The organism is Sporosarcina sp. E16_8 (assembly GCF_017347095.1).
Classification (GTDB): Bacteria; Bacillota; Bacilli; order Bacillales_A; family Planococcaceae; genus Sporosarcina.
The window spans coordinates 59,737-81,406 of sequence record NZ_JADPRZ010000009.1 but is presented as its reverse complement, the minus strand read 5'-3'; the positions used below and the strand labels follow the sequence as shown (position 1 = coordinate 81,406).

The window sequence follows — 21,670 nt, the reverse complement described above, 5'->3', positions numbered from 1 at the left end:
CGGAAATCAACCACCTCATTTGAAGTATGGGTTTTTCTACTTCGTCAACAGAAAAAGAGTTACGCTCAGTGTTTCGAATTGTCCACCGATATTCAGTTTTACTAAAATAGCCAGTCCATTCGTTCTTTACACACTATAAACCTTTGAAAGGGCAATAAAAAAAGCACGGCAGAGTAGCCCGTGCTTAGAAAAAATACTAAAGCAAAACATATATATCTTGTTCATCAATGACCTTAGGCAAAAATCTTTTGCATTGCGGTAAGGTGTAATGAATCATTTGCACCATGAACAGTGCTATCAATATCGTCCAATACCAATAGGACCGCCAAATAAAATTTCAGGTACCCAAACATTATATAAAACAAAATGCCGGAATTGTGCAGGGTCTGGTGGGGATTCAGCCATAATACTGTCGACGCAATTTTTTGGCAAGACCGTAGCGCTATTAGTGGCATCTCCGTACTTGATTTACCAAGGTGCGAAAGAATAAGCACATTACTTCAGCTATTTCACTGGATTAGAGTGAAAATGAGCGGCTGGAATAATGTGCTTTATTACAGTAGTTTGATGCCTGATTTTTCTCCATGGTATTGGTTAAACGGTACCTCGCATTGACACAATTCACGCCAGTCGAATTGTGGTAGTACCTGCGCACCACTCACTTCAACTTCTCCTACAATAACTCTTTTATATAAAAGCACAGGCACTCCAACAAACATGTTTGTTCAAACTTTCACGATTGCAGGAATGCCCGTCACCTCAATAAGCAAAACCTTCTTTAGCGAACTGGCACCTTTTCCTGTTTAACTTGGCGTGCAATTTTCTCTGTTAAGCGTGTTGTCACTTTCGGCAACACCATTTTAATAACTGGTGTCAACAAAGCGCCTGTTAAGCCGCCTGCATTTACTTCAATTGTCCCTGTCATCGTTGTTTGCCCTGCCGTTTCTTCAGCAGTAAACTTGCCACTACCTGTAAAGTTGTCCGTTAACCCTTTTAACTCGAACCGAATCATCGATGGCTCATGAAATTCAGTGACGTTTAACTCCATTTTCACAGTCTTTTTAAATCCTTTACTATTCCCTTCGAATGTCCAAACTGACTTTTGTTCATCAATTTGGTCATGCTCCTTATAGGCAGGAACCATTATTGCCCAGTTTTCAATTTGACTAACGTATTCCCATACGTTCTCAACAGATGCTGGAATGATTACAGCATGCGATGCTATTGCCATACGTTTCACTACTTCCTTCTTTATGTATTAATAATGTGAATCTACCACTAACATAATAGCATTTTAACTATACAGATTCACATTTAATACCCTTTCCGAAAGAAGTTGAAAAACGATTTCCAGGTTCTAAATTAATTCAGAATCCAATGAGTACCATTTACCTATTTATTTAGTGAGATAAATTATTCATCGGCAAAATCGTCAATCGCTTGAACAGCTAGTTCCAATGCTTTAATTCTTCTTTCTAAAAGCGTTCTTTGAGGACTACCTGCCTTTGACTTAACATAAGTGTTCTCAATTGAAGGAAATAAACCAGTAAGAACATCGCGGGCTTCAGCTAAATCTTCCAAGGTGTAATGATGCGTTTTTTTATTCCAAACGTTTTCCAAAATGGCTAAGCCGATGTAAATAGCTTTGAGTCGTTTGTTTAATAAGGTTGTATTTGCGCCTTTTTGGGTCATCGAAGCCAAGGCCTTTTCGGATTTACTGATTGTCGATTGAAAGGATTTTATTGATTCCAATTTGACTACATTTGATATGTTTTCCATGTGCATACTACCCTCTCTTCGTCTCTGAATTATTTTGCTTGATGCTTGATAAATTCGTTAAGAACCTGACTTCACTCGCAATACTTTAACATAATTTCAGGTACGCTGTTCGTGGCACTAATCAATTAATTCATTAAAATTGACTAATTACAGAATAAAAAGCAGACATTTTAGCGAATGTCTGCTTTTTTTATGTCTATCCAGATGTGCGAATTGTTCGCCTCTTCCCGACACAGGTACCTCTCACTAGTTGTGATTCATTTGTACATCATTCACCTTCTTTTAATTGTCTGTTTTATTGATTTTCTATCCGATTCCAATTTTTCAATATGCACAGTAAGTTTTCGAATTGAATCCTCGGTCAGTTCTACTTGCCCATCTTTATGATATTTCTTCCACGCTTTCACATTTTTTCGATACAGTTGTTCTGATAAATGATAGATATCAATATCCTTTTTTATCGCTTCTTCATAGGTGTCCATAATTTCTTTTTCTACTTCTTTTTTTATACCCTTGGCAAGGCTATCATACGTCACCTTTCCTTCAACGGTACTAACGGCCGCATCCAACCTTACATCAATGTCGAACTTCACTTCGCCTTTTTCGACAATCGGTTCCACTTTCACGTTCACTTTGTTAATAGTCATCGTGACATAATCTCCCCCATCCGATTCAAATGTGACCTCCCCCTTTTTCGTTTCATTCGTCATCCACTGAATCCCCCGTGCTTTCTCCCCTGAAATGAATCCCTTAAAGCCTTTTGGTGTAACCACCCCTACTCCGGATAAAACAGGGGCTTTAATAGACTCATTCATTGATTCCCAATTTTCTTCGACGGTAATTAAAGGTATCATCACTTCATAGCTTGGTTCATCCAACCCGATAATTAACTCACGAAAGTTTAGTGGCTCAACAAAAGATTCCTGATTGTAGGAGTTCTTGGGATCACTTAGCTTAGACAATGTAATAGCTTTATTGAGGACCGGTTTTACTAATAGAACGTCTTTCACAGGGTCTTTTGTAACATATGTCCAAATTCGATACCGTGTTTGCCTAAAACGGGTAAACATATCGACAACTGGACTAAATTTCCCATTTTTCATCAATTCTTCCGACACAACCACGTAATTTAAATTCCCCCAAAGTATACTTTGATCAACTGAATGATACAATTCATGGATTGCTTCATCCAATGTCTTCCCTTTAGCATGGCCTATTTCGGCCTGTGGTTGATCAGTAGTGGGTTGATCGGATTTCGCAATATTCGTGAAACTAATAATTTGGGCATATACCTCATATTGTCCATCCTTATAGTCCGCACCGATTCCATTGATATAAAGCATCCTTTCAGGCTCATTCGCATCCCAACACCCCGTGAGTATTGTCGTTATCAGCATCAGAAAAATAAGTTTTGTCTGATTCATTTTTCTCCCTCTTTGCTTTGCGTCTTATCCATAGGATTTAACATATTGGGACAATCTTTATATTGTTTCGTCCGTGGGCGTAGAAGAGTTTTTTGATTGTCTTCCAGCTTAAATCCGTTGCGATATTCATGTAGGAAACACCAACTTTTCGGATACTTGATAAATAAAGAACCGTGAAGTAGATTGACGTTAGGAAACCAAAACTACTGATTTTCTAAAGGTTTATTCTTCCCTTATTATCGCTTTACACTCTTTAGGCGGAAATTCACTTCTTTTTAATTGCCTCTTTTATTGATTTTCTATCCGAATCCAACTTCTCGATATGCACAGTAAGTTTTCGAATTGAATCGTTGGTCAATTCTACTTTCCCATCTATATGATATTTCTTCCACGCTTTCACATTCTTCCGATATAGTTGTTCTGATAAATGATAGATATCAATATCCTTTTTTAACGCTTCTTCATAGGTGACCATAATTTCTTTTTCTACTTCTTTTTTTATACCCTTGGCAAGGCTATCATACGTCACCTTTCCTTCAACGGTACTAACGGCCGCATTCAACCTTACATCAATGTCGAACTTTACTCCCCCTTTATCGACAATCGGATCCACTTTCACCTCCACCTTTTCAATAACCATCGTGACATAATCTCCCCCATCCGATTCAAATGTGACTTCTCCCCTTTTCGTTTTATTCGTCATCCACTGAATCCCCCGTGCTTTGTCCCCTGAAATGAATCCCTTAAAGCCATTTGGCGTAACCACCCCTACACCCGATATAACCGGGGCTTTAATGGACTCATTCATTGATTCCCAATTTTCTTCGACGGTAATTAAAGGTATCATCGCTTCGTGACTTGGTTCATCCATTCTGATAATTAACTCGCGAAAATTTAGTGGCTCAATAAATGACTCCTGTTTAAAGGAGTTCTCTGGATCACCTAGCTTGGACAACGTAATGGCTTTATTGAGGACTGGTCTTACTAACAGAACTTCTTGCACTGGGTCTTTTGTAGCGTACACCCAAATTTTATACCGTGTTTCTCTGTAACGGATAAAACTATCGATGACTGGACTAAATTTCACGTTTTTCATCGCTTCTTCCGATATAACCATATAAGAAAAATGTCCCCAAAAAACCTTTTGGTCGATAGAACGATACAAATTAGAAAGTGCTTCATCCTCAGTTTTCCCCTTAGCAAATCCAATTTCAGCCTGCGGTTGATCAGTAGTGGGCTGATCGGATCTTGCGATATTTGCAAAATTAATAATTTGGGCGTATACCTCGTATTCACCATCTTTAAAGTCTATACCGATTGCATTGATATAAAGCATCCTTTCAGGTTCACTCACATCCCAACACCCCGTTAAAGTTGTTGTTAGCAGCATCAGCAAAATAAGTATTTTATTATTCATCTTTTTCCTCTTTACTTCGCGTCTTATCCGTAGGGTTCAACATATCGGGACGCTCTTTATATTGGTCAGCTGGCAGACGTAGAAGGTTTTTTTTGATTGTCTTCCAACTTAAATCCGATGCAATATTCAAGTATGGAACGCCAAATATTCTGATATTAGATAAATATAGAACTGTAAAGTAGATGGACATAAAGAATCCGAACAAGCCCAGAAAAGACGTGGCGATAATGAAACAAATACGGAGTATACTTACTGCCGTCACAAGTGATTGGTTGACCAATGTAAAAGTCGCAATCGTTGAAGTAGCAATAATTACAATCATAGCCGGACTTGTAATACCCGCCCGAATGGCGGCATCACCGATAATTAACCCACCAACAACACCAATCGTTCCTCCCAGTGCAGATGGAAGACGTAATCCAGCTTCGCGAAATAACTCAAACATAATTAGCATGAGTAACATTTCAAGTGAAGAAGGAAACGGAAGCCCTGTATTCGCTTGTACAATTGTAGCTAATAATTGTAATGGCAACTGGTCTTGATGAAACGTTGTTAAGGCTAGCCAGAATGCCGGCAATAGCAAACCAATTACCATACCAAAAAGACGTAATAACCGTTCAAACGAACTATAAATGACGGGGGTCTCATTATCTTCGCTTGTTTTTAACAGTAAAAGCAAATTCACTGGTGTAACAATCGCATATGCTACCCCATCAACGAGAATTAGAAACCGTCCACTTACAAGCGCTTGAATAGCGAAATCCGGTCTCCCCGTATAATCAGTTCTTGGGAAAAGCTTTGCACTTTTGTTTACTCTCTCCATCAATAAGTCTCCGCTGGAAACTATATCTACATCTATCTTTTCGAGTTGTTTTTTTATAGTATTCAAAGTCTTTTTGCTAGCAATATCATCAAAGTAAAGAAGAGCTACCGCTGTTTTTGATCGTTCACCTATCTCGAATTTTTCCACGCATAAAGAATTAGTAGGTAATCGCTTTCGAATTAAAGCGATATTAACGGAAATATCCTCAATGAAATTATCCCTTGGCCCTCTTATGGGCACTCCTATATTTGTCTCCTCGGGATTTCGATTGGGCTTTTTAGCAATATTACTTGAAAACAGTAGCCCTGCATTCTCAAAATAGAGCAGCAAATTGCCGGTGTACACGAGTGCAATAACGTCCTTTAGTTCCTCCACTTTTTTCAAGCTTGGAATGTGTAATTGCTCTACTAGCGCTTCGTCTATAGGTTCGTCTTTCAAATTATCTATAAAAAGTTGAACGCGTTGAACAATGACTTCATTTAATAGCTGTTGGTCAATCATTGCATCACACGTAATGAATACGATCTTATGTTGATTAAATGTATACAGTTGAAATTGAACATCTGCGGACTTTTGAAATAGTTGTTTTAAGGAGTTTATATCCATTTCCTTTTCAGCTGACTCCATATCTCTTCACCATTTTCTGTATAGATTTTATGCTTAGACCTTCTTAGATGTTTTTCCCGAAACGAAGGCAACTATACCTAAAAGTAGTGATAGTAAGAACATGAAAAGAAAGGTACCTACCAATAAATAATCTCCTTTAATTTTTAGAAATAGATGGTCATTCAGAAGAAATAGCGGCAATGTCATAAAGAAAAGGGCAGGACCAAGTATTCTCCTAATACGTTTTCTATCTCCGTTCATATTCAATAAATCTGCCGCTATGAATAACAAAAGGCCAACTCTTATAAACGCACCCGAGAGCCATTGATAAATCGATAGAAAGTCAAAGTGTTCAATAAACTCTCCGATCGACCCAAGTCCCCATTCTTCATAGGCGGGATATCTTTGTTTTGCAGCTTCAACTGGACCAAACTCCGTAATAGCTCCCATAGTGGGACCTATTGTTAACCCCATTAGTATGAATAGCATAATTGCAAAGTGGTACCATTTAAAGCGACTTTTAACTTTATGTTGAATGAAAAGGAATAACAGTATCTCGACAAACCCGGATGCTGGAAACACTGCCGATGTTAGAACTGGCTGAAGACCATGTTCTAAAAAGGGACGCAGTAATCTATAATCTTTTACTTGTAAATTTGTAAATGCAATAAAAAAACCAAGGAATGTTACCATAAAAAGAATGAGTACGTTAACCATTGCAATTGTTTGTAAGTTTGTTGAGACAAGTAGGATGCAAAGAACTGTGTAAACAATTAACAGTAGCACTATAGGTGTTGTCGGTAAGAATGTTGACGACACCCATTGCAATGTCTCGGCCATTGTAAATGCAGCAAGGATGAGTAAAAAGACGGCTATCACATAACGGACAATTGTAGATGCAACCTTCCCGATTTTTAATTTCAACCAATCTGTAAGATGCTCTTGATTTGATTTCTTATGAATGTAAATTAACAGAAAGACCCAAGGGAAAATAGCAGCTGTAGCTATAAGAATAGATATCCAACCATCTCTGCCCGCGCCAGTTAACAGCGATGGAATAATGGTTACGTGATTTTTCAAACCAATCACTGTCATCGACAAGAAAATAACATGTAGAACACTTATAGACCCGGCTTTATTCACATGAAAACCCTCTAACTATTTAATATTGCTCAGCCTTGACAAAAATACGCGGAATTATTCGCAAGGAATACTAGTCATGAAGAATTGAATGTAGGTAACCCAGCAGCCTCAAAGAAAGATGTAAAAAGCGAAGTTCAAAACCACTACCAGTTTCCACTCTATCGGTCGTCAATCCACTAGAACTTCAGGTAGGCTGTGTGTAATACTAATCAAGAAATCCACTATAAATTAATAATAATAAATTAAAAAGCAGACAAATTAGCGAATGTCTGCTTTTCTGTATATTTATTCAGGCGTGTGAATTGTTTGACTTGTGTTTCGCACAGTGGTATCCCAAAATTATTTAGATGTGTCCAGCTTAAAAAGACCATAAACGGGTATTCTAACCCTTACATGAATAGGAGTGATTTACCCATGTCCGAAGTTCAAAAAAACTGTCCCCTTACATCCGTAGAGGCCATTGATACTATTGAAGAGGTAGCAGGGCTATTTCCTGCCTATCGGCGGGCACATGCAAAAGGCATTGGATTTGATGCAACATTCTCTCCTAATGGTTGTGCCGCCCCATACACAACGGCTATCCATCTACTACAGCAAAAAACTACCGCAATCGTACGATTTTCACATAGCACACCAAATCCCAACACTACTGAACAATTAGTACCCGTAAAAGGCATGTCCGTTCAATTTCAATTACCAGAAGGGAAAGTCACCAATCTTACAATGGCCACCGTACCGGTTTTCATTACAAAAACGCCTGAGGATTTCATACAATTACTGCAAGCCGTTAAGGGTGATAAACTATCATTCACCGAGAAACTTTTCACTCTAAAAAATAATCCGAATTTCCATGCAGCGGCGAAAATCTTAAAAAATAGTATACCACCGAAAAGCTTTGCAACAGCACGCTACTATAGCATTCACGCATATTATTTGATCACTGAAAACAACCAACGCCAAGCGGTAAAATTCGAATGGGAGCCTATAGATAGCAGTAATGCCCCTCCCCGTATCAAGTCTCTATCTAATACTGGAAATCCAATGGAGGATGAGCTAGTGAAACGCTTGAAGAATGGCCCAATTCGTTTCAATTTAATGATACAACTGGCACAACCAGGAGATTCTATTAATGACTCTACACAAGAATGGCCAGACAATCGCGAAAAGATTTGTATTGGTTCACTATCCATACTTGAAAGACGAACTGATAATGCCGAACCTCATGTATTCGATCCAACTGTCGTGCCTGACGGTATTCAATGTTCAGACGATCCTGTCCTTCGCTTTCGCGGGGCAGCCTATGCGGAATCAGCAAAACGAAGACATCATTTTGTCGAAATAATGGATGAGTGAACAAAATTACTCATAAGAATAAACCAGTATCGCCTGTTCACCACACAGTTCTGGTTGACTTTGAATTGCGTCTGAATTGCAGCACGCACAGGCAAGTACCTACTATTTCCAAACAAGAAGGAAAGATTATAATAAGCATTGAATTTATATAGGGGTGAGTGGTTACTGCATCTAATATCAGGAGGTTGTTAGGTATGTCGAAAGGCTGAAAACCCGATTCGCCATTTCGTGACGAATGTTTAAACAGAAAGTCAAATAAAGGTACTTAACTACCGGGTGTATTACCGGAACAATGCTAAAAGCCCTTTTCATTTTAAAATTAAAGGTCAGTTACGTTTAAGTTGATAGTTAACAATAACTACCAGTTTGATAACTATCTTGTCACTAATCACATCACCCCGAATACAATAAACATCATAAAGATGACAAGGGCAAAAAATACAGATAGAATCCCTAACAACCTTGGTTTTTTTATATCCTTTCCTTCGTGTAAATTTTTCATATACGTCAACTGACACACGTAACCACTTGTTCCCAATAATGCCCCTAGTACAATCCAAAATAATTCCATACAAAAAACCCCCCTAACTTTTAGTAGAACGAATAAATAGTCAAAAAAACAAGACCAGTATTCATCAAAAAAATAACTGCTTATAATCCATCGGTGAAATGATAGACACCATCCGTTATATACCTATACGTAGGAACACCATCATAGGGTCTCGTTTCCAGTGTTTCATCTGTAGAAAGATCCTTACCGTTTCTAGATATCGCAATTCCGCTAATTGATTGGAAAACAGCACCGAAACTGAAATAGATGACATCTTTATCTACCAAATCATAACCATATACGCCAGCGGACTTTTCTAATTTCTCCATTTTCTTCACAATTTCATTGCTAGAATAAATAGAATCCGGATTATCAAAATTACTTGTGTTAGATGACCATGAAGAAAAATGATCTCCAACTGACACTTTACCATCATCGTACGCTTGAAAAATCACATCTGATACAGCATTAAAATCATTTTGATATAATTTGTATTTACCTTCTGCCTTTAAGGAAGGGACAAAAACAATGATCAGTGTCATTGTTAATGAAAATACAATCGCACGAACTATTTTCTCGCTATCCTTTTCTCCATTACTTTTCACCACAATAATAATCAATCCAATTACGGGAATTCCAACCAGAACCATCGCAGGTAAATAAATAATTGACGTTAAGAAGGGGTCACCCACTACAAATTTCGCATACAGAAACAAGAAATCGCCTGCCCATAGCATAAGTAACAGTGCAGTCATCCCCTTGAAATTACCTTTCCCACAAATCAATACTACCGCCGCTCCAAGTACTAACGATAGTGTCATAATGATAGCTAGAGCCATATCTTTCACCTCTCAAAAATGTATTTTAAAGGATTGCATTCCATCACTTTATCCATAATTATCTAAAACCCTTATTTAAACTCCGCTTACGCTGTTTGATCTGTTATCTAGACGATTCACTGATTTCTAAAGTTGCAAACTTTTCTTATAATTAAGTGACTCATAAAAAAAGGGCTGAATTTTATAAATCTCAGCCCTTTAAACTATTCGTATAATCCGACAATATACGGAGATCTTCATAAAGATTCTGATAAGCTTTTATCTCCCAACTAATTAAAAGGGCGAAAATCAGAATATATACTGTCACATACCGCTTAACGTTTTTCAGTTGTCTCAATGATGAATAAAACAAGCCAAAAAGTCCTGCAATAAAAAGAGAAATAATATGAATGTCACGTTTCCACATACTTTGGGCTTGATTAATTGGTAACATCACATCACGTAGTGGTTGTAATAGTTGTTTTGAATCGACATCTTTAATCTCCACATCATAGGATTTCTTCTTCCAAAAGCCCTCTTCAATCGTCAAAACCATAGTTTCTTCGTTCCAGTCATACGAATAACCAGTTAAATTAAAATTGGTTTTCGCTGTAAAAAGTAAGAGGATGACGACCAATGAAGCATAAATAAGAAGGGACAATGACAATGTTCTACTAGTGATAATTTCGATAATAAAACTCCTCTCATTGGAAAAAACTTGTTAGTCTATCCTACGCAAAAATATATTTCCTGCGAAATGAATCCCCATCCAAAAAAGGGTCTTTAATTTTAGGTATCTGTGCACGGAACTAATTAGTTAACTCACTACAATTATATACTAATAGAATGGAAATCAGGCAAATTGGCGAATGGCTACTTTTTTATATGCTCATTGAGGGTGTGTGAATTGTTCGTCTTTTTCCGACACACATTATAGGTACCCCAAAATCAAATCTTCCGGAAACTGGCCATATCGTTGAATAAGGATAGTTGTTAGTCATTTGGGCAAAATATGATTTGGTAACTCTTTTAAGTAGGAGGGATTGACGTGAGAATTCGGATTTTATTACTACTTACGCTCATCTGTTTTCATTTTTCTTCGATAGCAAGTGCAGAAGCCCCACTAACAGCTGTGTTTATCCGTGACAATCAGTTATGGCTCAAAAAGGATGGTCAAGAAATACAAATTACGAAGAACCAATATGTGTATTCTACGAAATGGTCATATGACGGTCGTTTCATTGGATATATTAACGGTGATGAGAAGGGAGAAAAATCAGACCTATTCGTTTATGATACGAAGGAAAAAGAAAGCTACCAACCTTACGTAAGGGTCGAAACATCTGACTTTAAATGGTCCCCGAACAAAAATCAGTTGGCCTATACTAATCGGGGTGTATTAAATGTGACAAAAATCAGGAATGGCCGGCCGCAAGGATTTGAAAATGTTTCATTAGGTGTTAGTGGTTTTGAATGGTTTCCAAACGGAAAAGAATTTATTGTTTCCTCAGAATCCAACTTACTCCCAACAGGATGGAGTCCTATCCCACTTTATAGAATTCCGGTAGATGCAAATCTCGCCAAAGATAAAATGCAGCCTTTTTATACGATTCAAACTAAAGTACCTGACTTGTTTGGGACTGATGCTGATTATTTTAAGTGGAGTTCTGATGGGAAGTGGGTTAGCTTTTTAGTTATTCCTACCCTTTCTTGGTCCATGGATAGCAATACGTTAAGTGTTTTATCATCACAAGGAAAACACTTTCAAGCAGTGGGAAAAATGTTAGGGTATCAAGACTGGTTTAAGTGGGCTCCTTCTACCAATCAATTGGCTTATATTTCTGGAGAAGGAAGATTTTTTGTTAAAAACAAGAAAACGACGATTGCCGAAATACCAACATTTAAACAACAGGAAGAATACACACCTAAAGGATTTGTAGACCTTGATTTGGAATGGTACTCTAAGGATTTGGTAATTGTGGCTCGTGCGAAAGAAAACACGGAGTGGAAAGAAGGACCTACACCGACTATGTTCACATCACTTTACGCTATAAATATAAGAACAGGAGCGCAAAAACAAATCTCATTTCCGGGAAAGAATGAACTTGAAGAAGATCCTCAAGTTATTGGACCTTACCTTACTTGGTTTCGAAAGATGGCTGGGCACACGAAAGGTGATGTATGGGTAAAAAACACATTAAATGGTCAAGAGTATATATGGCTTGAAAATGTAGATTACGCTCCAACATTTTTTACACCGGAGTAAAGCCCTTAAGAATATGTTGATTATCATAAGCCTTTTCCCTCCCTATCTTGAACGAGGAATTAGGCTTATGATTTCCCACAAACTTGCCCAATAATTGACTAATTGGAAGTGGATAATAATTTGAGAACCTGATACTCAAAATGAATGGTAAGGAGGATACTAGAAATGGATAAAATGAAGGTTTTTATAATAAGGCAATCGAATTCATTATCAAACTCTTTAACAACTTCAAAACCTTGTGCTTCAAATTTAGAATTTATAGAAGATGAAAATATTTGTACCATGCGTCTGAATATCTTGTCTTTACGCCACGCACAGCGTACGCCAAAATAAATTAACACATTCAACTAGAAACCTTAGCAACTTTGCAATTTAAAGGGCTAAGGTTTCTAGGCGAATCAAGAAATTTATTTTTCGTGTTTAATGATGATTTTCATGACTTTCCTGTTGTTTTGGTTTTCCTTTTCGCAAGAATTTTTTCTCGTTTTCAGAAAGCTCCCCTATAACAAATTGTTTTTGGGGCATGATTATAGAACCATGGTTACTCGCATGCACTTTAATATAATAAAGACCTTCACTATCAATTTTTTTACTTAAACTGTACGTACCGTTTCCCTCATCTTCAGCTTGCTCCATATCAAATTTCACAGATCCATCTTGTTTCCATATTTCAAATTGAACATAGTCTGCACCTTCGACCTTCTTACCATCTTGGGTAAGAATAACCTTAATCGTCTCTTGTTTATTAGCTGATATGGATTCTGGTATAATTATTTCTGATTCAAGTGGTGTTTCTTGTTTGTATAAATTAGCGACATCCTGTTTAAGCGAACATGCACCTAGCAATAGGCTAAAAATCAAAATCAAAGAAATACCTATACTTTTTTTCACAGCAAAATCCATCCTTTACATTTCGAATTATGCATTCAAAAATTTCTTTACTACTGCTATTCTTTGAATAATTAGCCAGTCAATTAGCCACACAACAATAAGCGATAAGCCAACCAATGGAAACAAAATCCCTAAACCAATTAACAGAACTAGGAAAAACTTCATTTTCTTTAGACTAGGAGCTTTTGGAGCACCTGATCCTTTTTTCGGTTTTCGTTTCCACCATAAATAAAAACCGCTAACTGTAACAAGAATAATTCCCAAACAAATAAGAAGGCTAACTAATTGGTTAATCAAACCAAATTGTGTTCCTTTATGTAAGGTAATTCCCCAAGCGACAGATTTTCCGACTAAACCATAATTTTGATAACGATAATCAGCTAGAACTGCACCAGAATATTGATCAATATGCATGGTCACTTCATCTTGTGCTTTCGGTGGATAAGCAGACAATGTATAGACGCCAACTGTATCTTGCGGAATGGATACAGTATAACTTGGATGTAGCCCCTCGCGATTGGCAATCGCTACGACATCATCAATTGGCAAAGGGATGTAACCTTGAATTTTCGAAAGGGGTACATCTAAGTTTTCTGCGGCCCAGGGAACTTCTGCTATGTCTTTTGTTTTAATTATGGAAGTTGGAGCATCACCCGACCAAATAGATGGTGGATATCCTGCACCCGAATTAGTCGCTATCGATTGAAAATTACTGCCCCAAAATCCAGACCAGGGCAAACCTGTCATTATTAAAAATAACATTCCTGCTGTTACCCAAAAGGCTGGTACTGCATGCAAATCTCTTCTAAGTATCTTTTTCCCTTTATTAAATCTGGGATAAAGGACTCCAGACAGCCTCTGATTCTTTTTGGGAAACCATAGATAAAGACCAGTAACAATTAACACAACTGCCCAACAAGCAGCTAACTCCACAATTCGATCACCTAGTGTGCCTGCCATTAGTTCGCCATGTATTTCTTCAATTTTATTCATTATTTTGTCTTTACTATTTTGCTCTCCAATAAATTCACCGGTATAAGGATCTATAAAGATGGTTAGGGACTCATCGTTAGCTGTAATACTTACCTCACTCGAACGCATGGTATTTTCTCCAGGACGATATTTATTGATAATAGCATCAGGATATAAGTTCTTCACTTCCTCAATTTGCGCAGATGCAGCTACTTTCTCGCCTTGTGGAGTCACTTCATAGTAGTCTTGATAAATCATTTGTTCAATCTGTGGTTTGAATAAATAGATTGAACCAGTAACAGCTAGAATAAAAAGGAACGGAGCAAAAATTATTCCAGCATAAAGATGCCATCTCCACACTGTTTTGTACAGTGAGCTGTTTGTTTGTTTGTTTTTGGTTTTTCTTAGCAGCTTTTACGTTAACTTCTTCCATTAAGGCATGACCCCTTTTCCTATTGAATAGTCCCATTATTTCTCCTATCATAACTATTTGATAATATATGCGACTTGTGTAAATTCAATGAAGTTTAGGCGTTACAGCAAAAAAGATAAATAGAGCAAAGGCTTCAGGTCATTATTAATTTAGAAGATAATGACCCCTATAATAAATATGAGCTATTATTGAATAAACTACTTCGTTACGGGTTGCCGAAGAAAGGACCAAATTACCGTGTGAGTTGAGGTGAAAATAGGCGTATTGCAGTCATTGATGGTCAAGATGATTATTAATTTCAGGTACTTGTGCGTGGAACTAGTCAGCTAATCCACTATAATAATAACTGAAGAACGTCTGCTTTTTTTGTGTGTTTATTCAAATGTGAGAATTGCTTGTCTTTGCGTGACGCATAGGTACCCCACAATCATTCGTCCTGCAAAATGAAACAACTTTCTTATTTCGCTAACCGTTCGAACAAAAAAACTCTAGATCAGTGATCTAGAGCAAATTTGTTCGAATGGTTTATTTCGGAAACGTTTGTTTTAATGCCTTTAAGCCATCTGCGTAGATGCCATGGAATAGATTTATCGCCTCTTCGTCACTAACCCCTACAGGTGTGAAACTACCGGACCACTCTACTAATGCTGTTTTGCTGTCACCATCAATTTCGCGAACGTGGATTGTAGATAGATAATCAGTGATCGGAAATGGTGCTTCCATAATGGAATAGGTGTAGTAGCGCTCTTTGTTGTTGAATACTTCCAAACGTTCTACAATCGCATTGCCATCAGGATTAGCTAGATGACGCACGCGTCCACCTTGGCTTAGTTCACTGCTAGGTATATAAGGAAGCCAATCGGGAAGCGAGTCGAATCCTCCGATTAATCCCCATACTTTATCAGGTGAAGCTGGGATTTCAATTGTTGTCGTAGTATATGCCATATTAATTACTCCCTTTCAAATTCATTGGTAGTGGTGCATTAGCTGCCACCAGTTTTTGTTCACGCATTTCCTGCCAAAATGCGTCGGGAATAACGGTATTTAACGCTGCCTGGTCTTCTGCGATTCGCTCAGGACGGCTAGCACCGGGAATGACCGCAGCGACTGCTGGATTAGCCAGCGAAAATTGTAAGGCAGCTGCCTTGATGCTAATTCCATGACGCTGTGCAATACCCTTGATTTTCTCGACTTTTGAAATGATTTCAGGAGATGCTTTCTGATACTCAAAGTGGGTACCTCCAGCAAGGATACCTGAGCTGTACGGACCACCAACAACGATGTCGACATTGTTTTTTAATGCAGCAGGCATCACTCGTTGAAGTGCATGCTCATGATCTAATAATGTATAGCGACCGGCTAGTAAGGATACATCTGGCTTCGCTTCTTCTAGATCTAGCATAAGTTCAATCGGTTCTACGCGATTCACTCCGAGCCCCCAAGACTTAATCACTCCTTCTTCACGTAAACGTGTAAGCACACGGAATGCCCCCGTTCGAGCGATTTCAAATTGTGAAAGCCATTCGTCACCATAAAAGTCCTGCGCGATATCATGAATATAAACAAAGTCTAGACGATCTGTTTTTAAACGTTTCAAGCTCTGCTCAATAGAACGAAGGGTTGCATCGGCACTATAGTCATTAATAATTTTATTCTTGCGGCCAAATTCGAAAAGTCCTCCCTTTTCTCCCAAGTCTCGCGCAGCTGGGTCTTCCATTTCATCTAAAATGATTCGCCCTACCTTTGTACTCAACACATATTCATCACGATTACGTTTTGACAATGCTTCTCCAAGGCGAATCTCTGCTAAACCGGCTCCATAGAAGGGGGCGGTATCAAAGTAACGAATCCCATTCTCCCAAGCAGCATCGACAGTTGCCATAGCCTCTTCTTCCGGAATATTGCGGAACATATTGCCCAGTGGTGCAGTACCAAAACCTAATTTCCCTTGTAGTACATTTCTCATATAAAATCCTCCTTAAATCTATTTGTATAGTATGAATTAATTCAGAAGATCACTTGTTAAATGAACAAATATCATTTAATCGCATGAAATAATGGTTTTCAATATTACCTAGTCTTTGTCGATTTAATTCTTTTATATCGTTACATATCGCTCACTTCCTTAAACTTCATAATAATAATAAAAAGGTTTCCGTGATCAAGCTAGTTTACATCCTCATTAACACATTACGCGAAATGACGATGTGACGTCACAAAAAAAGAAGACCTCTCTATTGTATACATCGTCACTTAAGGTAATGACGATATGTTGTTGCAAAAAAAACCGAATTGAAAACCGCTAATTATAGTCAGCAATCATAATAGATAAAGGACAGAAGAGATATTGAACATGCGATATGATAGTAAAATAGAAATCCTTAACATACGTATAGAGATCTCCATTAACTCCTATATTTCATGTCCAATCATCTCTTTAAGTTGATGAAAAGCTTCTTCATTCCTCTTATAATATGTCCATTTCCCACGACGACTTGTGATCACAAGGCCAGCTCGATGTAGAATGGAAAGATGCTGAGATGCCGTTGATTGTGTAACTTTTAATTTTTCATGGAACTGTGTTACACACACTCCGACATTTTGAAAATCATTTACTTCCTGAGACGTAAAATGTTTCTCGGGCTCTTTTAACCATTCTAATATTTGCAACCTTGTTTCATTAGACAATGCTTTAAACACATCAATTGGTTTCATACTCTTATTATATCGTCATATCGCGATATGTCAAGTTGTATTTAATTAACTTATTTTCTAGCTAGCTTCGTCTTCATGAGAACGACCTTCAATCCCCGTTTACTGTGTACCACGCAATGCCAACTAACTCTGAATTGTGTTTGAATTACGCCATGCACAGGTAACACCTATGAATAAAATAGATAGGGGATTATGAATAGTAGAAGTCATGGATGCTACAAGAAGAAAACGATGAGCTGTGAAGCAATTGCGACAAAAATCAAGGCAAATGGGTAGGCTGCGGCATAAGCAATCGCCGGATCCTCGGAATCAATCAGTTGGTTTAGCGCACCAAGTCCCGGTGTACTTGTCATACCTCCGCATAATCCTCCAAGTGAATGCACGATGCTAAGTTTGAACAACTTACGTGCGAAAAAGTAACCAACAAAGATTGGTATAATCGTGATGAGTGTGCCGCCTAACAGCAACTTCACACCTTCCGTCCGAATGACTTCCACGATGCCTGCGCCCGCAGTTGTACCCGCGCCAGCTAGGAATAAAACAAGTCCCAGTTCCCTTATGACATGATTGGATGGCCCGTAATAGCGCACATGGACTGGACCAAGTTTGCCGAAATGCCCGATGATTAAAGCTACGAAAAGCGGTCCGCCCGCAACCCCTAGTTTAATGGTGCCAAGTCCGGGAAGGTGGATTGGCACCATCCCGACTAGGATTCCAAGCAATAACGTGATGCTAATCGAAAAGATATCAATGTTCGTCACTGCATGTTTTTTGCGTGTGAACAGTTTTTCCACTTCCTCAAGACGTCTTTCTGTACTAACAATCGTCAGTACATCCCCCCGTAATAACGGCAAGTTTGGGTTCTGATTCAATTCAATGCCATCGCGTACAATTCGTGTCACAGTCGTTCCATAGTTCTTCCTTAATCGCATATCCCTTAAACTTTTACCGATGACGTCATCCGAGTCAACCGTCACTTTACGCAAGTGGATATTATCCGGATTTTCAAGATCTGTCTCGACTGAATTACCTACATATGCGATGACACCGTCCATTTTAGACACGTTACCGACTACGACCAGATGATCGCCTAACAAAACGACTGTATCGCTCATTGCAATCATCGTATGGCTTCCGCGAATTACACGACTTACAACGGCTGCATGCTCGCTGAAGTCAAGCTCACCTAGGATTCGCTTATGGAGTACAGGGTTCGTCACGTTAATCGTCTTGACAACAGGGGAATCGACTGTCCTGATTGGATTCGTCGTTTCCTCCAAGTCTTTGTGTAAATCAACCTTGACGATCCGCGGTAATAGCTGCACGAATAACACAACCGCCAAAACACCGAACGGATAAGCAATTCCGTATCCTACCGATGCAAGTGGATCATGCGTTGCCTGTAACGCTGCAGCAAGACCAGGTGTACTTGTCAATGCACCCGTCATCAACCCTACGCTAAGCGCGGGAGACAACTGAAATACTTTGGCGACAACAATGGTTGTCACAACGGAAATTAGTATAATGACAAGCGATAAAATACCAAAAATCAGGCCGCTTGATCGCATCATCCGGAAAAACCGTGGCCCTGCTTGTAAACCAATTGCCACAATGAACAGACTCAATCCAAGATTTTGCACAATAGGCGACACTGCATAACCGAAATGTCCGAATATCATTGCAACCAACAAAACACCAGCTGCACCAAGGCTAAGACCGCGTATGGTGAGCATACCGAACCATGAACCTAAGAAAAGAATAGCGAACAGTAGGATCAGTGGTTCGCCGAGCAATGATTGTATGAACTCCATGACATGCACCTCCAAAAGACCTAACCCCCTGTTTACAACAGGAGGCTGTTGTTATGAGAAATTAGATTCAGGGACTTGATTTAATCAGAATTACGAAGGCTTGGTATAGAAATGGATATGAAGTTAGTAATTTCAAGGGGTTTGGAAAGTATAGATAAATCCTGGTGATGCTTGTTTTATCATTGATGCAAATCCACGCGTCTTATCAATGGCTTTCTGTATTTCAAACAAAGTCTACCCTAAAAGAATGGGATGGATACTATTTTGAAACTTGTACCTATAATAAAGTCTAGTATGTTCCGTTAAGAAATCGGGATAGCTAAGTGGTCAATATCACCGTTCACGGCGAACCGATAGTTTCATCCCAGTTACCTGTAAAGCACATAATTCGAATTAATTCTGAGTTGTACCTTAATTAACCCACGCACAGGCAGCACCTATTAATGTGGATCTCATTGATTGTATCAATCACATGGACGATTCCATTGTTGAGGAAAAAATAAAGCCTCTTTATAAAAAGAGGGGCGGCCTCCAGCGGATCCTAGAGTCTACTTACGTATGCGTGAATGCAGTACCAAAACGATCGTTTAGCATTTCTAAAATCGATGATTAATTTCCATGTCTTTTGTTTACTACGCAGCATATTTTGTCCGAATTTACGCAGTGAAAAGTAATTCACTGCGTCCAGTAGGATCAACTGTCTTTATTTTACGGTACAATGTTTTGAGGATTCAAACATACTTTTAAAATGGACTACTGCCATGAACGGTAAAATTAATGTGCCATCATCTCATGTGCAATCGCATGCCCATCCAATTCTGACGGGTAAAATGTAGGCCAATTAATTACTTCCTCTACTAAATCTTTGCGATCATCACCCCAATACAAATGATAATGATCCGCATCATTTGGTGAGATACTATGATCACTAAATTGAATATACTGAGGGATCCCTTTCGTTGGTTCTACCAATTTAAATATATACCTTACCCCTTTATTCCCTGCTTCATATGTGAGAATTTCGTATCCATCGGATTGATACTCACCTGTATTAGCCTCTCCATTGTTGAAAAACGTCACAGTATTTCCTTGAATAACGATACGCTCAGTATCGGTTTTATATCCTACGTCGTAATACGATTTATATTCTTGTGCTGTCATAGCTTCATTCTGTTGCACTTTATGAGCAAATACCTCATCTAACGTTCCGTCTAGTAAATATGGATACACAGATTGCCAGTCCCCTTCCCAATCAGAAAGCGAACGCTCATGTACTTGGCTATCTTCAAAATACCCAGCGTGAATTTTTTCTGTTTCTTCATCGTGTGCGTGATTGTGCTCACTTTCATGTGAATGACTATCAACGTCTTGCGTTGTCGTTAACGCTTCGCTACTAGTAATCTCTTCTTTCGAATCTACAGCTTGACACCCTACAAGTATCGAGCTCACTGTTAGTATACTTACCCATTTTACTGTTGTACTCTTCATTCCTCATACCTCTTCTCTAAATAGTAATCATTCCGCTTTACGATTATATATCCAACTTTTGCTGTCGTCAATATAAATCGTAATGATTACTATTAAAAAAATACGTATATTATGGCTAAGTTCCTCTGCGATTAGTTTCAGCCATGACTTAATCGATGCTACTTTACGTCGCCATCCGTTCACTTAAAGATGCAGCAATGCTTGGTTTTTGTATCCATTCATACTGTTTAGTGCTCAAGTATTGTGTTGCTTTAATTTCAGTTACCTGTTGTATCAAAAAATTTCCGGGCACACTAAAATTCCCCCCATTGTAATTTCTATTACAATGGGCGGAATTACTTTTGACTCATTTTAATCTTTATGTTTCTTATCAACCTGCACATGTTACTTTTAGTAGCTTCTTCTATTACACCGCATCTTTTTCTTCGAATAAATAACGTTTAATTGCCTTCGCAACTCCATCTTCTTCATTCGAAGCTGTTACCTGATCTGCTACTTGTTTTAGCTTATCATCAGCATTTCCCATAGCAATGCCTAATCCAGCAGACTGAATTAATTTGAAGTCATTAAGGTTATCTCCTATTGCCATAACACTTTCCATCTCGATATTTAGATACTCACAAACCCTTCTTACACCTGATTCTTTGGAGATCCCTTTTAATGAGAAATCCATATTGGCAGATGCAGAACTAATGACTTCCAACGTAGCTGAATTTTCAACGTGCTTTTTTAGATGGTCTAATGCATTCGGATTTTCATGACGAATACTAAATGTTATCCAATCAAAATCAAACATTTCATCGGTCCATATATCCTTTTCATCAGGTCCTTTTTCAACGCTGTAACCACCAAATTCGGCCTTCGCTTCGATTGATATACTGTGCAACATGCGAATATCTTCTTTACTAATATAGTATCGCTCTAAAATCTTTCCAGTTCCCTCCCAAATTTCCCCTCCATTAGCCAATACCATAGGGGTATCTAAATCTAATGCTTCACGGAAAGCTTCAATTTCTTGATGCAGACCTCGACCAGTAGCAAGAATCACTACAACCCCGGCTGCTATTGCTCGGGATATCCATAATTTTGATTCATCAGTGATTTGACCATCTCGAGTCAGTACTGTTCCATCTAAATCCAAAACTAACAAACGATAATTCACCATACTATCTTATCCCTTC

At 38.4% G+C, this 21,670-nt stretch carries 22 protein-coding genes; 3 read left to right on the top strand and 19 right to left on the bottom strand.

Annotation, left to right across the window (positions count from 1 at the left end; translation table 11 throughout):
* Positions 1-778: 778 nt before the first annotated feature.
* The 6 genes from I2484_RS09300 to I2484_RS09275 all read right to left on the bottom strand — a co-directional run bounded on the left by I2484_RS09300 (position 779) and on the right by I2484_RS09275 (position 7,192).
* On the bottom strand, positions 779-1,231 hold the full coding sequence (locus I2484_RS09300; RefSeq protein ID WP_207150762.1) for an SRPBCC family protein: 453 nt from the start codon (positions 1,229-1,231) through the stop codon (positions 779-781).
* Between the two features lie 182 nt (positions 1,232-1,413).
* Positions 1,414-1,779, bottom strand: a complete 366-nt coding sequence (locus tag I2484_RS09295; RefSeq protein ID WP_207150761.1) for a hypothetical protein — start codon at positions 1,777-1,779, stop codon at positions 1,414-1,416.
* A gap of 272 nt (positions 1,780-2,051) precedes the next feature.
* The gene (locus I2484_RS09290) at positions 2,052-3,203 is read right to left on the bottom strand and encodes a Ger(x)C family spore germination protein (RefSeq protein WP_207150760.1); all 1,152 of its coding nucleotides are present in this window, start codon (positions 3,201-3,203) and stop codon (positions 2,052-2,054) included.
* Positions 3,204-3,468: 265 nt separating this feature from the next.
* Complete coding sequence (locus I2484_RS09285) at positions 3,469-4,620, bottom strand: Ger(x)C family spore germination protein (protein WP_207150759.1); 1,152 nt, start codon at positions 4,618-4,620, stop codon at positions 3,469-3,471.
* A complete protein-coding gene (locus I2484_RS09280; RefSeq protein WP_207150758.1) occupies positions 4,613-6,070 on the bottom strand; it encodes a spore germination protein in 1,458 nt (485 codons plus the stop codon). Before I2484_RS09280 ends, I2484_RS09285 begins: the two co-directional genes overlap by 8 nt.
* A 33-nt stretch (positions 6,071-6,103) precedes the next feature.
* Positions 6,104-7,192, bottom strand: a complete 1,089-nt coding sequence (locus tag I2484_RS09275) for an endospore germination permease (protein ID WP_207150757.1) — start codon at positions 7,190-7,192, stop codon at positions 6,104-6,106.
* 414 nt (positions 7,193-7,606) lie between these two features.
* Here I2484_RS09275 and I2484_RS09270 point away from each other — a divergent pair, with 414 nt between their 5' ends.
* On the top strand, positions 7,607-8,545 hold the full coding sequence (locus I2484_RS09270; protein ID WP_207150756.1) for a catalase family peroxidase: 939 nt from the start codon (positions 7,607-7,609) through the stop codon (positions 8,543-8,545).
* A 388-nt stretch (positions 8,546-8,933) separates the two neighbouring features.
* Here I2484_RS09270 and I2484_RS09265 read toward each other — a convergent pair whose 3' ends face one another.
* The 3 genes from I2484_RS09265 to I2484_RS09255 all read right to left on the bottom strand — a co-directional run bounded on the left by I2484_RS09265 (position 8,934) and on the right by I2484_RS09255 (position 10,574).
* The gene (locus I2484_RS09265) at positions 8,934-9,116 is read right to left on the bottom strand and encodes a hypothetical protein (protein WP_207150755.1); all 183 of its coding nucleotides are present in this window, start codon (positions 9,114-9,116) and stop codon (positions 8,934-8,936) included.
* A gap of 80 nt (positions 9,117-9,196) precedes the next feature.
* The gene (locus I2484_RS09260) at positions 9,197-9,934 is read right to left on the bottom strand and encodes a hypothetical protein (RefSeq protein WP_207150754.1); all 738 of its coding nucleotides are present in this window, start codon (positions 9,932-9,934) and stop codon (positions 9,197-9,199) included.
* A 190-nt stretch (positions 9,935-10,124) separates the two neighbouring features.
* Positions 10,125-10,574 carry a hypothetical protein gene (locus I2484_RS09255; RefSeq protein WP_207150753.1) on the bottom strand — a complete coding sequence of 150 codons (450 nt, stop codon included), beginning with the start codon at positions 10,572-10,574 and terminating at the stop codon, positions 10,125-10,127.
* A 387-nt stretch (positions 10,575-10,961) separates the two neighbouring features.
* Between I2484_RS09255 and I2484_RS09250 the strand changes: the two genes are divergently transcribed.
* Both I2484_RS09250 and I2484_RS09245 read left to right on the top strand, forming a co-directional pair.
* Positions 10,962-12,179, top strand: a complete 1,218-nt coding sequence (locus tag I2484_RS09250; RefSeq protein ID WP_207150752.1) for an eIF2A family protein — start codon at positions 10,962-10,964, stop codon at positions 12,177-12,179.
* Positions 12,180-12,344: 165 nt separating this feature from the next.
* Positions 12,345-12,512: a hypothetical protein gene (locus I2484_RS09245; RefSeq protein ID WP_207150751.1), complete on the top strand. Its 168-nt coding sequence runs from the start codon at positions 12,345-12,347 to the stop codon at positions 12,510-12,512.
* 87 nt (positions 12,513-12,599) lie between these two features.
* Here I2484_RS09245 and I2484_RS09240 read toward each other — a convergent pair whose 3' ends face one another.
* The 10 genes from I2484_RS09240 to I2484_RS09205 all read right to left on the bottom strand — a co-directional run bounded on the left by I2484_RS09240 (position 12,600) and on the right by I2484_RS09205 (position 21,654).
* Positions 12,600-13,070: a FixH family protein gene (locus tag I2484_RS09240; RefSeq protein WP_207150750.1), complete on the bottom strand. Its 471-nt coding sequence runs from the start codon at positions 13,068-13,070 to the stop codon at positions 12,600-12,602.
* A gap of 27 nt (positions 13,071-13,097) precedes the next feature.
* Positions 13,098-14,375, bottom strand: coding sequence for a PepSY-associated TM helix domain-containing protein (locus I2484_RS09235; protein WP_346014172.1), 1,278 nt, complete (start codon positions 14,373-14,375; stop codon positions 13,098-13,100).
* Positions 14,305-14,475, bottom strand: coding sequence for a hypothetical protein (locus I2484_RS21825; protein ID WP_346014173.1), 171 nt, complete (start codon positions 14,473-14,475; stop codon positions 14,305-14,307). The genes I2484_RS09235 and I2484_RS21825 overlap by 71 nt, the downstream gene beginning before the upstream one ends.
* Before the next feature lie 525 nt (positions 14,476-15,000).
* Positions 15,001-15,420: an SRPBCC family protein gene (locus tag I2484_RS09230; protein WP_207150749.1), complete on the bottom strand. Its 420-nt coding sequence runs from the start codon at positions 15,418-15,420 to the stop codon at positions 15,001-15,003.
* A gap of 1 nt (position 15,421) precedes the next feature.
* Positions 15,422-16,441: an aldo/keto reductase gene (locus I2484_RS09225; RefSeq protein WP_207150748.1), complete on the bottom strand. Its 1,020-nt coding sequence runs from the start codon at positions 16,439-16,441 to the stop codon at positions 15,422-15,424.
* Positions 16,442-16,887: 446 nt separating this feature from the next.
* Positions 16,888-17,190, bottom strand: a complete 303-nt coding sequence (locus I2484_RS09220) for an ArsR/SmtB family transcription factor (RefSeq protein ID WP_207150747.1) — start codon at positions 17,188-17,190, stop codon at positions 16,888-16,890.
* 215 nt (positions 17,191-17,405) lie between these two features.
* A complete protein-coding gene (locus I2484_RS09215; RefSeq protein ID WP_207150746.1) occupies positions 17,406-19,001 on the bottom strand; it encodes an aspartate:alanine exchanger family transporter in 1,596 nt (531 codons plus the stop codon).
* Positions 19,002-19,775: 774 nt separating this feature from the next.
* Positions 19,776-20,489 (bottom strand): ZinT family metal-binding protein, encoded by a 714-nt coding sequence (locus I2484_RS09210; RefSeq protein WP_207150745.1) that lies wholly within the window; start codon positions 20,487-20,489, stop codon positions 19,776-19,778.
* Positions 20,490-20,652: 163 nt separating this feature from the next.
* Entirely contained in the window at positions 20,653-20,781 is a 129-nt protein-coding gene (locus I2484_RS21470) for a hypothetical protein (protein WP_255551259.1), read from the bottom strand.
* 114 nt (positions 20,782-20,895) lie between these two features.
* Positions 20,896-21,654, bottom strand: coding sequence for a Cof-type HAD-IIB family hydrolase (locus I2484_RS09205; RefSeq protein ID WP_207150744.1), 759 nt, complete (start codon positions 21,652-21,654; stop codon positions 20,896-20,898).
* Between the last annotated feature and the right edge of the window lie 16 nt (positions 21,655-21,670).

Bases quoted from the DNA above. Each gene is read 5' to 3' on its own strand.
- I2484_RS09300 (WP_207150762.1), bottom strand. From the start codon at position 1,231: ATGGCAATAGCATCGCATGCTGTAATCATTCCAGCATCTGTTGAGAAC.
- I2484_RS09295 (WP_207150761.1), bottom strand. From the start codon at position 1,779: ATGGAAAACATATCAAATGTAGTCAAATTGGAATCAATAAAATCCTTT.
- I2484_RS09290 (WP_207150760.1), bottom strand. From the start codon at position 3,203: ATGAATCAGACAAAACTTATTTTTCTGATGCTGATAACGACAATACTC.
- I2484_RS09285 (WP_207150759.1), bottom strand. From the start codon at position 4,620: ATGAATAATAAAATACTTATTTTGCTGATGCTGCTAACAACAACTTTA.
- I2484_RS09280 (WP_207150758.1), bottom strand. From the start codon at position 6,070: ATGGAGTCAGCTGAAAAGGAAATGGATATAAACTCCTTAAAACAACTA.
- I2484_RS09270 (WP_207150756.1), top strand. From the start codon at position 7,607: ATGTCCGAAGTTCAAAAAAACTGTCCCCTTACATCCGTAGAGGCCATT.
- I2484_RS09265 (WP_207150755.1), bottom strand. From the start codon at position 9,116: ATGGAATTATTTTGGATTGTACTAGGGGCATTATTGGGAACAAGTGGT.
- I2484_RS09260 (WP_207150754.1), bottom strand. From the start codon at position 9,934: ATGGCTCTAGCTATCATTATGACACTATCGTTAGTACTTGGAGCGGCG.
- I2484_RS09245 (WP_207150751.1), top strand. From the start codon at position 12,345: ATGGATAAAATGAAGGTTTTTATAATAAGGCAATCGAATTCATTATCA.
- I2484_RS21825 (WP_346014173.1), bottom strand. From the start codon at position 14,475: ATGGAAGAAGTTAACGTAAAAGCTGCTAAGAAAAACCAAAAACAAACA.
- I2484_RS09230 (WP_207150749.1), bottom strand. From the start codon at position 15,420: ATGGCATATACTACGACAACAATTGAAATCCCAGCTTCACCTGATAAA.
- I2484_RS09225 (WP_207150748.1), bottom strand. From the start codon at position 16,441: ATGAGAAATGTACTACAAGGGAAATTAGGTTTTGGTACTGCACCACTG.
- I2484_RS09220 (WP_207150747.1), bottom strand. From the start codon at position 17,190: ATGAAACCAATTGATGTGTTTAAAGCATTGTCTAATGAAACAAGGTTG.
- I2484_RS09215 (WP_207150746.1), bottom strand. From the start codon at position 19,001: ATGGAGTTCATACAATCATTGCTCGGCGAACCACTGATCCTACTGTTC.
- I2484_RS09210 (WP_207150745.1), bottom strand. From the start codon at position 20,489: ATGAAGAGTACAACAGTAAAATGGGTAAGTATACTAACAGTGAGCTCG.
- I2484_RS09205 (WP_207150744.1), bottom strand. From the start codon at position 21,654: ATGGTGAATTATCGTTTGTTAGTTTTGGATTTAGATGGAACAGTACTG.